Source organism: Mycobacterium sp. IDR2000157661, from assembly GCF_022317005.1.
Classification (GTDB): Bacteria; Actinomycetota; Actinomycetes; order Mycobacteriales; family Mycobacteriaceae; genus Mycobacterium.
Genome location: NZ_CP081006.1, coordinates 1,588,068 through 1,600,778 on the forward strand (window position 1 = coordinate 1,588,068; position 12,711 = coordinate 1,600,778).

Consider the following 12,711-nt stretch of genomic DNA (forward strand, 5'->3'; position numbering starts at 1 on the left):
CCGGGATCGGCGGCGAAGGTTTCGCGCGGCGGACGACCTCGGCGGTCAGGGCCGCACGGCGTCGATGGCCCGGCGGATGCGCTGTTCGCTGACCGGGCGCGGGGTGCCGAGCTGCTGCGCCCAGAGACTGACCCGCAGCTCTTCGATCTGCCAGCCGATGTCGCGGACGTCGGCGGCCGCCGCACGCATCGGAGGCAAAGCGCTGACCAGGTCGTCGTAGGCGTCCTGCACGGCGTGCACGCGCTGCATCCGGTCGCGGTCGGCGCCGACGCCGTGCGGCAACCGGTCCAGGCGCCTGCCGACCGCCAGCAGGTAGCGGTGCAGATCAGCCAGGCGCGTCGCCCCGGTGACGGTGACGAAGCCGCGAGGCAGCAGCCGGTCGAGTTGGCCGCGGATGTCGGCGATAGCGTCGGCCTGGGCGGGCGGCGGTGTGCCGGGCACAGCGAGTTCGGCGTCGTTGGCTGCGGCCAGCACCTTCTCGACCCGCGCCACGACGCCCGTGGTGGTGGACGCCAGCTCGGCGGCCACGCGGTCGCGCAGCGCGGTGAACTCGGTGCGGCTCCACACGGGTCTCCACACCAGCATGTCCGTCGCCGCGTCCGCGCAGTCGTCGAGCAACGCCTGCAGCGACCCGTCGGGATTGGCGCCGAGGACCAGCTTGGTACGCGGGGCCAGCCCACGCTCGATGGCCTTGGCCGGTGACGGGATCGACAGGCGCAGCAGACGGCGGGTGCCCGGTCGCATTGCGGCGTCCTGCTCCGCCGCGGTCGGGAAGACGTGCACGTCGACACAAGTGCCCGCGTCGATTAGCGCTGGGTAGCCGCGCACGGCGTGCCCGCCGACGGTGCGCTCGACGCTGCGCGGCAGCTCGGCCAGGTCGTCGGGCCACCCCCGCAACCCCGTCCGCTCGATGTCGCCGGCGACCGCCTCGGCGACGGCTCGGCGCACCGGCGCGGCGAGCTGGTCCTGCAACACCTCGAGGTCCTTGCCGCGGGCGAGTTCGGTGCCGTCAGCGGCTTCGACGGCGAAGGTGACCCGCAGGTGCGCAGGCAGTCTGTCCAGATCGAACGCGGTGATCGGCACGAGGATGCCGGTGCGGCGGTGTAGTCCGCGCTGCACCGCCTCCAGCAGCGACCCGGCTTCCGGCGTGATGTCGGCCAGCAGCGCCCTCGCGGTGTCCGGTGCGGGGACGAAGTTGCGGCGCAGGCCCTTCGGCAACGACCGGATCAGCGCAGTGACGAGTTCCTCCCGCAAAGCCGGTACCTGCCAGGCGAATTCGTCGCGGCCGAGCCGGGCGAGCACCTCGACGGGCACATGTACGGTGACCCCGTCGTCGGCGGCACCCGGCTCGAACCGGTACGTCAGCGGCAGCACCAGATCACCTGCCTGCCATGCGTCCGGCTGCTCGCTGGTGTCCTCGGTGTGCAACAGGTCGTCGCGGGTCATGGTGAGCAGGTCCGGGGTCAGCTGCCGCTGCTTGCGCCACCACCCGTCGAAGTGCCGCCCCGACACCACCTCGGCGGGCACGCGGGCGTCGTAGAACCTGAAGATCTCCTCGTCGCCGACGATCAGGTCGCGGCGGCGCGCCTTCTCCTCCAGCTCCTCCAGGTCGGCGCGCAGCCTCGTGTTGTCGCGGAAGAAGTGGTGCCGGGTCTGCCAGTCGCCCTCGACCAGCGCGTGCCGGATGAACAGCTCGCGGGACACCTCGGGGTCGACGCGCGAATACCCGACCCGACGGCGCGGCACCAACGGCAACCCGTACAGCGTCACCCGCTCGAACGCCATGACGGCGCCGCGCTGCGCATCCCAGTGGGGCTCGCTGTAGGTGCGCTGCACCAGGTCACCCGCGATCCGCTCCACCATCTCCGGTTGGATGCGCGCCCCGATGCGGCCGTAGAGCCTGCTGGTCTCGATGAGGTCGGCGACGACGATCCAGCGCGGCGGCCGCTTGGTCAGCACCGAACCGGGCGCGAGGACGAACTTCGAGTTCCGCGCGCCCGCGTATTCGCGAGTATCACCCTCGCGCAGCCCGATGTGCGACAACAGGCCGGCTAGCAACGCCGCGTGCACGGCGACGGGGTCGGCTGGCTCGTCGGACTCTCGGATGCCGAGATCCCCCGCGATGCCGCGCAACTGACCGGTCAGGTCCTGCCACTCGCGAATCCGCAGGTAGTGCAGGAACTCTTGGCGGCACATGCGCCGAAACGCGTTGCCCGACAATTCCGCTCGCTGCACACCTAGATAGCGCCACAGGTTCAGATAGGAAATGAAATCCGAGTGCTCGTCGGCGAATCTGGCGTGCTTCTGGCGGGCGGCGTCCTCGCGGTCGACGGGACGCTCACGGGGATCGGGGATCGACAGTGCCGCGGCCAGCACGAGGACCTCGCGCACGCACCCCTCGGCGTCGGCCTGCAGGATCATCCGGCCGATCCGCGGGTCGACCGGCAACCGGGCCAGCCGTCGCCCGGTCTCGGTGATCACCTCCTGTGCGTCGAACGCGCCGAGTTCCTGCAGCAGCAACACGCCGTCTCGGATGCTGCGCCGCTCCGGCGGGTCCAGGAACGGAAACGTCTCGATCGCACCGAGATTCAGCGCCGCCATCTGCAGGATGACCGCCGCGAGGTTGGTGCGCAGGATCTCCGGATCGGTGTAGCGGGGCCGCGAGGCGAAATCGTCCTCGGAGTACAGGCGAATGCAGACCCCCGGCGCGGTGCGGCCGGACCGGCCCGCGCGCTGGGCGGCCGACGCTTGCGAGATGGGCTCTATCGGCAACCGCTGCACCTTGGTCCGCCTGCTGTAGCGCGAGATGCGGGCGGTGCCGGGGTCGACGACGTAGCGGATGCCGGGCACCGTCAGCGACGTCTCGGCCACGTTGGTGGCGAGCACGATCCGGCGGCTGGCGCTACTCGGCTGGAAGACCCGCTGCTGCTCGGCGGTGGACAACCGGGCGTAGAGCGGCAGCACCTCGGTGTTGTTATCGACAACGGCGCGCAATGCCTCACCAAGGTCGCGGATCTCGCGCTCGCCCGACAGGAACACCAGCACGTCGCCGGGCGGTTCGGCCTCGAGCTCGCCGATGGCGTCGATGATCGCCTCGGTCTGATCGCGCATCTCGGTGCGCACCACTTCGTGGTCGGGATCGTCCGGGTCGTCACCCACGTCGGCGGCCGCGACGACTTCCAGTGGCCGGTAGCGGATCTCGACTGGGTAGGTCCGACCGGAGACTTCGACGACCGGCGCTCCCTCGAAGTGTGCGGCGAAGCGTTCCGGTTCGATCGTCGCCGAGGTGACGATGACCTTGAGGTCCGGCCGGCGCGGCAGAAGCTCGCGCAGATAGCCGAGCAAGAAGTCGATGTTGAGGCTGCGCTCGTGGGCCTCGTCGAGGATCAGGGTGTCGTAGCGCAGCAGCCGGCGGTCACGCTGGATCTCGGCGAGCAGGATGCCGTCGGTCATCAGCCTGACCAACGTGCGCTGGCTGGCCTGGTCGGTGAATCGGACTGTGTAGCCGACGGTTTCACCCAGTGGAGTGCCGAGTTCGTCGGCGATGCGCTGGGCGACGGTACGGGCGGCCAGGCGGCGCGGCTGGGTGTGGCCGATGGTGCCGCGCACGCCGCGGCCGAGCTCCAGGCAGATCTTTGGCAGCTGGGTCGTCTTGCCCGAACCGGTCGCGCCGGCCACGATCACCACCTGGTTGTCCGTGATCGCCCGGGCGATCTCGTCGCGGCGCGCGCTGACCGGCAGGTCAGGGTAGGTGACCATTGGCAGTGCGGCGATGCGCGTCGCCACCAGCGCCTCGGCGGCGGCGATCTGGTCGGCGATGCGGGCGAGCTTCTCCGGCGCGGGGCCGCGCACCTGCTTGAGCCGGCGACCGAGGCGCGCGGCGTCGCGGATCGTCAGGCCGTCGAGGCGCGAACGCAATTCAGCGACGGACGGTTCTGACACTCGGGTCACAATAGGCGTCGCGCGCGGACTCGACCTCCTCGCACAGGCGCTCGGCGTCGGTGTAGAGGCCGCCGTAGACCGCCCACTGGGTCGGCTCGTCCAGTCGACGGCCATGAGCGTGCCTTGTCAGTTCGCCGAGGGCGCGCCGGCAGCGCCGCGCTTCGTCGCTGAGCGGTTCACCGGTGAAGTCCTCGGTGGAGTGCATCGCGCCTGCGGCCGTCACCGCGTCGCGTGTCGTGGCCAGCAGTATGCCGTAGCGGCGCAGGAACTCGTCGTGCCGAGGCGACACCTCGCTGCGCTCGACGGCGCGGACCAGGCCGGTGATCACGCCGCGTAGCTGCTCGGCGATCCGTTCCAGGGTGTGCACGGTCACTCGGTGGCCGATGACGCTGGTGCGATCGCCGGCCAGCAACCGTCGCGGGTTGAGCTTGGTCGTGCGCACCGCGTGGTCGACCGTGTGGCGGGCCTGCGCCGCCATGTTGACCACAGCGTCGGCGCGACGGCGCCAGTCCCGGTCGACGTCCGCGCCAGGATCTTCACCGGTCAGCCCATCGCAGATGTCGGACAGCAACTCGTCGAGCGACTCACTGAGCGACTCGACGGCATACCGGGCGCTGCGGTACCTCAGCGGTGGCGCGATGAGCAGACTCACCGTCAGCGCCACGGTGGCGCCCAACAGCACCATGGCCGCGATCTCGGGCAGCGGGCCGTTAGGTGTGTTCGCCGCGGGCGATTCGAAGGCGCCGTAGGCGAAGATCGCCGCCACCGCGACATTGATCCCCTGGGCGCCCAGCCGATGCCACCGCCCGATCGCCAGCGCGACGAGCACCATCGCCGGGAACAGCCACAGCGCCACACCCCAGACCCACACGGTGGCGCCCACCATGCCGATGCCCAGCAGCATCGCCGCGATGTAGCGGACGGCCTTGGCGATCGAATCTGCGACTGTCACCTCCACCAGCATCAGTGCCGAGAACGCCGCGAAGGTGGCATGCGGCGAGCCGATCACCCACGTGGCGAGGTTCCACGCGATGGTCGCCGCGAGCACGGCCTTCGCCACCACCAGTGCGGTCTCACGATCGGGTCGCAGCCCAGTTGCGCTGCGCCGGAGCCGGGCGGCCAATGTGTTTCTCACTCAACCGCGCGTTCCCGCTCAAGACCGACTCAAACGGACGCCCGGCCCTTGTCGGGTGCCCAGTAGTCGAGCATCTCGGCGAAGGTCTGGAACGCCGGAACCGACACGCCGTAGGTCGCTTCGAAGTGGATGCTCAGCGGGAAACCGAGATCGCCGACCCCGTCGATGACGCGCTTGTACAGGTCGAGCATGAGCTTGCGCTTCTCACCGGGGTCGCTGGCCGCCATCCGCTTGACGAACTCCTGTTCCTCGGCCACTGCGGTATTGCCCGGGTCCTGGATGAGCCAGTTGATCAGACCCACCTTGGTTTCCAGCTTCGGTACGAAACCGAACGACAGCAGGATCTCGGGCCGGTGGTCGGTCTTGTCGGCGAACTCGTGCAGGAACCCGACGATCGCGTCGGAGTACAGCAACTGGGTCATGCCGTACGTCGCACCCTGCTCGCACTTGAAGTTGAACCGGCCGTGTTCGCCGTCGCGGGTCGGGATGAGGATCGCCCCGCGGTTGGGCACCAAACCGTCATAGAGGGAGAGCGCATCGGTGGGCGCGACGCCCGAGCCCTCCCCGTCGTTCATCGTGCGGGGCACCCCGACGAAGGCGATGCCGTCGAAGCCGGCGCCGGCCAGGTCGGTCAGCCGCTGCCGCAACGCCGGTTCGTCCAGGAACGCGGTGACCTGGGTGCACAGCCCGTTCATGCCGGCGAGTTCCGGCCTGATGATCGACCAGAAGTCCAGCACGTCCATCTTCGGCTTCATCTCGATCGGCCGGCCGGAATCCTCTTCGATCATCCCCGGGATCATCACGTGCCGGATCCTGCCGTCGAGGCCGGTCTCCGCCGAGCAGCGCACCACCTTGTGCGCATCCTCCAGCGCCTGCTCGTGCCCGCGCTCGACATTCGGCGGCACGAGTTCGAGTGCGATGGTGTTCAGCGTCACCAGGTTGCTCCTCTAGACCAGTACTTCCCGCCGCGCGGCAGGTCCTCGATGACCACTATCCGCGCTCCCCTGGGTGCATCACCATACAGACCGGCGCAAACTCCCCGGCGGTCGACGTCAGCGCGGGCCGACTCCGCACCCGCTCCCGGCCCGGAACTCGACGACCGGCATCGCCGTGCCGAGGTCCTCGATCCGGTGCCCCAGCGTGTCTTCGAACACGGGCTTGAGCACCGACCAGGTCCTCGGATGCCGCGCAATGTAATCGGTGAGCGCGCGGGCGGCTTCCTCGGCGGGCAGGATCCGAGCATTGGCGGGCGCAGCCCGTCGAGTCGCCGTGTACACCGCCGCCCGTCCGTTCGCTCTGATGTTCTTCAACCACTGCGCGCGGTCACCGAAGCCCGAGGCGACGACGTAGACGTCCGGTTCCGGACGACCGATGACCTCGAGCACCACCCGGCGGATCCGCCCGGATCGACGGCCGACGTGCTCCAGCATCAGCAGGCGGTCGGCGAACAACCATCCGAAGCCCGCCCGGAACACCCCGATCGGCGCCCGGATAAGACGGCGCGTGCGCAGCGCGCTGCCACCGAGGAGCGCCGCCAGTCGCGCACCCCACCCACCCGTCTGCGCAGCCATTCTCTTGTGGTACCGCAATGATTGCGCCAACACAAGTGAAAGGCACGCCGCTCGCTGTCACGGCGACACCTCGGCGATCGGGCGTCGATCCTCAGCGACATTTTGACGCCGGCGTGTTTGCGACCCATGTCCGCCGGTAAGCCCCGTGTCACGGTCGATTCTCAGCGGCTGACCACGATCGCGATCAGCCTCGACAACTACAAGGGTTCACATGATGTACGGACGACGCGGGCTCGACACCGCCGAAGGCGTTCTCATCGCGCTGCGCCACTGCAGCGCGGACGAGGCGTTTCACGAGATCATCGGGGTGTCGCATCGGCACCAGGTGCCGGTGTTCACCCTGGCGGAAGCGCTGGTGAACGCCGCCGCGGGGTGCCGCGGATACGACGAAACGTCGGCAGGCCGCGCGGTGATGATCGAATGGGGCGCGTTACTCGGCGCCTCGTCGACTGCGGCCGCGGGATGACGCGCTCCGTACGGTGGACAGTGTGAGCGTCGCCCCCACCACCGTCTCGTTCGGCGACCGCTTCGCCCGCGAGCTTCCCGAGCTGGCGGTGCGCTGGCGCGCCGAGGATGCGCCCGCCCCGCAGTTGCTGGTGCTCAACGAGCCGTTGGCTGGCGAACTGGGTCTGGACGTGCAGTGGCTGCGCGGACCGGAGGGCGTGCGCCTGCTGACCGGCACGCTGGTGCCCGGCGACGCGACGCCGGTGGCCCAGGCGTACGCCGGCCACCAGTTCGGCGGATACGTCCCGCGGCTGGGCGACGGCCGCGCGCTGCTTCTCGGTGAACTCACCACCACCAGCGGCGAGCTGCGCGACCTGCATCTCAAGGGCTCGGGCGCGACGCCGTTCGCGCGCGGCGGGGACGGGCTCGCCGCGGTCGGGCCGATGCTGCGCGAGTACGTCATCAGCGAGGCGATGCACGCGCTTGGCATCCCGACGACGCGGTCGCTGGCCGTCGTCGCCACCGGCCGCCAGGTGCAGCGCGAGACACCGCTGCCGGGCGCGGTGCTCGCCCGCGTCGCCAGCAGCCACCTGAGGGTCGGGATGTTCCAGTACGCCGCCGCGTCCGGCGACGTCGACGTGCTGCGCCGGTTGGCCGACCACGCCATCGCGCGACATCACCTGCGGGCCGCGACAGCCGACAATAGCTACGTCGCGCTGTACGACGCGGTGATCGCCGCGCAGGCCGCGCTCATCGCGCAGTGGATGCTGGTCGGGTTCGTGCACGGAGTGATGAACACCGACAACACGACGATCTCCGGCGAGACCATCGACTACGGGCCGTGCGCGTTCATGGAGGCCTACGACCCGGAGACGGTGTTCAGCTCGATCGACTCCTGGGGCCGCTACGCCTACGGCAACCAGCCGACGATCGCGGCGTGGAACCTCGCCCGGCTCGCCGAAGCCCTGCTCCCGCTCTTCGCCGACGACCAGGAGCAGGCGCTGGCCGTCGCGCAGGCCAGCCTCGGCCGCTTCGGCGAGCTCTATCAGGACGCGCTGGCCAACGGGATGCGCGCCAAGCTGGGGCTTGCGCCGGCCACTCCGGACGACGCGGCGGTGCCGCTGATGAACGACGTGATCGCGCAACTGCAGCAGAGCCACGTCGACTTCACCTCGTTCTTCCGCCACCTCGGCACGGCCGCCCGCGGGGACGCCGAGCCCGTGCGGGGGCTGTTCCTCGACCTGGCCGCGTTCGACGGCTGGCTGGCGCGGTGGCGCGCGCTGGAACCCGACGCCGGCGTCATGGACCGCGTCAACCCGGTTTACATCCCGCGCAACCACCTCGTCGAGGAGGCACTGGCCGCGGCCACCGACGGTGACCTCGCGCCGGTGCGGCTACTGCTCGACGCCGTCACCGCGCCCTACGACGAACGGCCGGCCCTGAGCCGCTACGCCGAGCCGGCGCCCGAGGACTTCGGGAAGTACCGAACCTTCTGCGGAACATGACCCCGCACATAGACTGAACGTCATTCCCGGGAAGCAACGGTGGGGAGTCGAAGATGACTGTGCGACGGTTCGTGACGGCAGCACTGCTGGGGGTGTCGCTGTCGGCCGGAGTGGTGCCGGCGGTAGCCAACGCTCAGCCCGGCAATTGCTGTTGCCCCGTCGGCCAGACGGGCGTCATCTACGGCTGCGCGTCATTCTGCGTCCCCGGCAAGGCCCTCGACGTCGACACCGGGCTGTGCGTCGCGGCCCCGCCGCCGTACCCGCATGCACCGATCCCGCCGCCGGAGTACCCGCGTCCACCGTTCTAGGCACCCATCAGCGCCGGCTACCCGTCGGTGGCACTCGGCACAGAGTCGTTAAGGCTGGCCCGCAGCAGCTGCCAGGCCAGGTGGCGGGCCTCGGCCGCACGATCGTGCAGCAGTCGCTGCGCTGAGTGAACGGCCTCCTGGTCCGGCGATTGGCCGTCGACCACGGCGACGTAGGTGTCCTCGGCCACCCGCATGGCGGCCAGCACGGCCTCGTTGACGTCCAACAGGACGTGGCTCAGCCGGTCGTCGGGGACGAGTGACTGCGCGTTGGCGAACTCGAGCGAGAAGTCCCGCACCGCCTGGCCGATGCGCTCGAATACAGGCCGCATCGCCTCCTCGCGGGCCGCACGGTCGGGCATGCCGAGGATGCGGGCGCCCTCCTCCCACAGCACCGCCAGCAAGTGGGTCTGGGCGTGGACCGCGCGCGACACCTCCGTGGTGGCCAGCCGTTGCTGCTGGGCCAGCAGGTGGCCGCGCTCGACCCTGGCCAGCTCCCGCTGCGCCTCGAGTTCGGCGCGGGCCAGGTTGCGGTGTGCCTCCAGGTCCGCGCGCGCCAGTTCGCGCTGCGCCTCCCGCTCGGTTTCGTGCAGCGCCCGCAGCAGCGCCAGCTGGCGCGCCGACCGCATCTCGGCGGCCGCGAGTTCGGCGCGCAGCCGGTCGGCCGCCTCGGCTGCGTGGCGGGCCGCACGCCGATGGATGGACTGCGTCTGCCACACCGTCACCAGACCGAGCGCGAAGACGGCCGCGCCGAAGAACCAGTCCGCGCGTGAACCGGTCTCGCCGGGGCTGAGCATCACGATCAGTGCGATGACCAGCACCGTCAGGCCGGCGGCCAGTACCCACACCGAGCCCCTCTGCGCCCGGGCGGTGGTGATCCGCCTGGGCCGGTGGTCGTCGCGTCCGGGTTCGGCGCCCTGCGCCGATTCGTCGTCGTCGAATTCCCCGGCAGGAGCGGTCGATTCATCCTCCGGCGACGTGCGTTGCGCCAACTCAGTCAATCTCGCCCTCCCGTTCGCCGGGCCCGCGACGAAGCGACGTCAACCCGGGCCACACCGACGCTATCCGCGACCCGTGCCCACGTCGAGCAGCGGGTGCCCGACGACCGTCGTATCCGCTGCTCATCACCGTGAAATCCGTTGCAGCAGAATCGAGGCGCTCAGCGGTCGAGTTCACCGGCGATACCGCGCTCGATGGCCAGGCGGGCCGGCTCCGGCAGCGCGAGCAGACCGTCGAGTTCCCGGCGGGCCTGGTCGTAGGCGCGTTCGCGTTCCTGCGGGGTGGCCGAGGTGTCGGTGGCGACGCGCAGCATCGTCTGGGCCCGGGCGATGCGCTGCTGTTCGGGAGCGGAGAAGTCGCTGCGCCGACGCCGGATCGCCTCGGATTCCGCGGCGTCGAACGCGGTGACGTAGTCGGTGACGGCGTCGACGTATTCGCGTGCGGTGTCCGCGTCGTCGACCAGGTCCTCGGCCTTCGCCGGCCGCAGCAGGTCAGCGCGGACCTTCGTGCGGTGGAACCGCTCGGTCAGCGGATTGCGCATGTCGGTCATCTGCGGGAAGTCGAGCAGCTTGGCGATGTCGAGTTCGTACTCGAGCCAACGGGTGTCGGTCTGATCGTGGGCCTTCACCGCGCGGGTGACCGCCTGCCACTGCACGGCCGGCGACGCGGTCGGGCGGTCGGCTGCCTGCTCGGGAAGCTCGGGCGGGGGACTCTGGCGGTTGCGGGCGGCTCCGAACGCGCGCCATCCGCCGTACAGCACGCCGGCGAGCGGGACGAGCAGGAGCAGCAGCTCGGCCAGGCGGATGACGATGCCCATGACGCCAGGATGCCACCGCTGTGGGAGGCGGCGAGGAAGCGCTGATGTCAGGCGTGGCCGTAGATGCGCGCGATGTCGGGCGAGTCCAGCCAGCCGGAGTAGGTCGGCCGCTGCGGCCAGCCCGGCGGGGTGTCCTGCCATTCCTCCTGCCGTCCCCATGGCAGCAGGTCGATCAGCGCGAACGAGTGGCTGAGCTGTTCGGTGCCGCGCCCGTTGGTGTGCCAGGTGCGGTAGACGGTATCGCCGTCCCGCAGGAAGACGTTGACCGCGAAGCCGCCGCCGGGTGGGGCGTCGACGTCGGCCCCGAAGGAGCTGTCCGCCGACGAGTACCAGGTCATCTTGTTGCCGACCTTGGCGCGATAGGCCAGCGCCTCCTCGATGGGGCCGTTGGTGACGACGACGAAGCGGGCGTCGTAGCTGTCGAGGAACTCCAGCCGGGTGAACTGCGAGGTGAACCCGGTACAGCCGCCGCACTGCCATTCGGCCCCGTCGGTCCACATGTGGTGGTAGGTGATCAGCTGCGAGCGGCCGTCGAAGACGTCGGCGAGCCGCACCGGGCCGTCTGCACCCACCAGGGTGTAATCGGGCAACTGCACCATGGGCAGGCGGCGGCGCTGCGCGGCGATCGCGTCCAGCTCACGCGTGGCGGCCTTCTCGCGTCGGCGCAGGTCTTCCAGCGCGGCACGCCAGGTCTCGGGGTCGACGACCGGCGGCAGCGCGGCCGGCGTAGTGGGAGCGGGATCGATCGCCATGGTGTTCCTCTCACTGTCGGTCACTGATGATGCTGACCGACGCAGCGAGCGGAACTCATCGCTTCGCTGCATCGCTTTGCCCGGCGAATCAGGTTCGCGCAATCAGTTGCTCGTTTTCGCCGACCCACGAGGCGATCTCGCGGGCGATCGGCGAGGCCTGCAGCCGAAATGACCGCAGTGGCCCGATCAGCGGTTCGTCGTACCCGGCGAACCACAGTCCCGGTGTCGCGGCAGGCACTCCGTTGACCACCGGTTTGCCGTCCTCGTCCAGCACTCCGTGCCGGCCGACCAGCGGTTCGAGGCCACGCCGGTATCCCGTCGCGGCGATCACCGCGTCCGGGGTCAGGCATGTCCCGTCGGCGAGCACCACCCGGTCCCCGTCGAACGACGCGACCGCCGCCACGACGCCGATCCGCCCCGCCCTGATCCGCGGCACCAGTTCATCCCCGATCGTCGGGATCTGCTCCTCCTCCAGCAGCGCGGTGTAGATGCCCTGCCGAGGTGGCGGCAGACCGTCGCCTTCCAGGTCGCCGAACCACATTCGGCGCAGCACCGCCGCGGCGCCGTCGAGCACCGGGACCGGGAGCCGGTCGAGTGCGCGGGAGAACGCGTCGACGGGGATCCCGGCGGCCGCGCGCGGTACCAGATGCGGCGGCGTGCGCACCGCCATCCGCACCCGGGCCGCCACACCGTCACTGAGCTGCAGCGCGATGTCGGTGCCGGAGTTGCCCGCCCCGACCACCAGCACGTCGCGGCCGGCGAACGGCCCGGCGTTGCGGTAGTGCGCGGAGTGCAGCAGTTCACCGGTGAACGCGTCGGCTCCCGGCCACGGCGGCAGCTCCGGCGTGTGGTAGTTGCCCGTCGCGACGACGACGGCCGCGCACCGGATCGGCGCGCCTGCGGTGTGCACCAGCCACCCCGCGTCGTCGCGGTCGATGCGAATCACCTTGGTGCGTAAGAGGAGTCGCGGCTGTTGCTGCCGGACATAGTCCTCGAAGTAGGCGACCATGTCGTCGCGCCCCGGCCAGCGTCCATACCGCAGCGGGATGCGCTGGCCGGGCAGATGCGACCAGTAGCCGCATGTGTTCAGCCGGAACCCGTCATACAGCCGCCGCCACGACGACGCGGGGGCGTCGGCCCGGTCCACCACGAGCGCATCGATCCCCTGCTCGTGGCGCAGTTGGCGCGCTATCGCCAGCCCGCACGGGCCCGCGCCGACCACGACCACCCGCTCGTGCATC

11 protein-coding genes are annotated in these 12,711 nt (G+C 70.3%); 3 read left to right on the forward strand and 8 right to left on the reverse strand.

Annotated features, from left to right (window positions below):
- Window positions 1-45 precede the first annotated feature (45 nt).
- From hrpA to K3G64_RS08675, 4 genes are all read right to left on the reverse strand, one after another.
- Window positions 46-3,942, reverse strand: a complete 3,897-nt coding sequence (gene hrpA, locus K3G64_RS08660) for an ATP-dependent RNA helicase HrpA (protein WP_238949150.1) — start codon at window positions 3,940-3,942, stop codon at window positions 46-48.
- Window positions 3,920-5,077, reverse strand: coding sequence for an FUSC family protein (locus K3G64_RS08665; RefSeq protein ID WP_238949151.1), 1,158 nt, complete (start codon window positions 5,075-5,077; stop codon window positions 3,920-3,922). The genes hrpA and K3G64_RS08665 overlap by 23 nt, the downstream gene beginning before the upstream one ends.
- Before the next feature lie 29 nt (window positions 5,078-5,106).
- Window positions 5,107-6,012, reverse strand: a complete 906-nt coding sequence (locus K3G64_RS08670; protein WP_238949152.1) for a mycobacterial-type methylenetetrahydrofolate reductase — start codon at window positions 6,010-6,012, stop codon at window positions 5,107-5,109.
- A 117-nt stretch (window positions 6,013-6,129) separates the two neighbouring features.
- The gene (locus K3G64_RS08675; protein ID WP_238949154.1) at window positions 6,130-6,648 is read right to left on the reverse strand and encodes a nitroreductase family deazaflavin-dependent oxidoreductase; all 519 of its coding nucleotides are present in this window, start codon (window positions 6,646-6,648) and stop codon (window positions 6,130-6,132) included.
- A 211-nt stretch (window positions 6,649-6,859) separates the two neighbouring features.
- Here K3G64_RS08675 and K3G64_RS08680 point away from each other — a divergent pair, with 211 nt between their 5' ends.
- The 3 genes from K3G64_RS08680 to K3G64_RS08690 are packed head-to-tail and all read left to right on the forward strand — an operon-like array spanning window position 6,860 to window position 8,905.
- Window positions 6,860-7,114: an ANTAR domain-containing protein gene (locus tag K3G64_RS08680; protein ID WP_238949155.1), complete on the forward strand. Its 255-nt coding sequence runs from the start codon at window positions 6,860-6,862 to the stop codon at window positions 7,112-7,114.
- Window positions 7,115-7,136: 22 nt separating this feature from the next.
- Window positions 7,137-8,597, forward strand: coding sequence for a protein adenylyltransferase SelO (locus K3G64_RS08685; RefSeq protein ID WP_238949156.1), 1,461 nt, complete (start codon window positions 7,137-7,139; stop codon window positions 8,595-8,597).
- 53 nt (window positions 8,598-8,650) lie between these two features.
- The gene (locus tag K3G64_RS08690; protein ID WP_238949157.1) at window positions 8,651-8,905 is read left to right on the forward strand and encodes a hypothetical protein; all 255 of its coding nucleotides are present in this window, start codon (window positions 8,651-8,653) and stop codon (window positions 8,903-8,905) included.
- Between the two features lie 17 nt (window positions 8,906-8,922).
- On the opposite strand, the gene K3G64_RS08695 is transcribed toward K3G64_RS08690, so the two are convergent.
- The 4 genes from K3G64_RS08695 to K3G64_RS08710 all read right to left on the reverse strand — a co-directional run bounded on the left by K3G64_RS08695 (window position 8,923) and on the right by K3G64_RS08710 (window position 12,710).
- The gene (locus K3G64_RS08695) at window positions 8,923-9,903 is read right to left on the reverse strand and encodes a hypothetical protein (protein ID WP_238949158.1); all 981 of its coding nucleotides are present in this window, start codon (window positions 9,901-9,903) and stop codon (window positions 8,923-8,925) included.
- A gap of 158 nt (window positions 9,904-10,061) precedes the next feature.
- Window positions 10,062-10,718 (reverse strand): hypothetical protein, encoded by a 657-nt coding sequence (locus K3G64_RS08700; protein WP_238949159.1) that lies wholly within the window; start codon window positions 10,716-10,718, stop codon window positions 10,062-10,064.
- Window positions 10,719-10,765: 47 nt separating this feature from the next.
- Entirely contained in the window at window positions 10,766-11,470 is a 705-nt protein-coding gene (locus tag K3G64_RS08705; protein WP_238949160.1) for a DUF899 domain-containing protein, read from the reverse strand.
- An 88-nt stretch (window positions 11,471-11,558) separates the two neighbouring features.
- Window positions 11,559-12,710, reverse strand: a complete 1,152-nt coding sequence (locus K3G64_RS08710) for a flavin-containing monooxygenase (RefSeq protein WP_238949162.1) — start codon at window positions 12,708-12,710, stop codon at window positions 11,559-11,561.
- Window position 12,711: the final 1 nt, after the last annotated feature.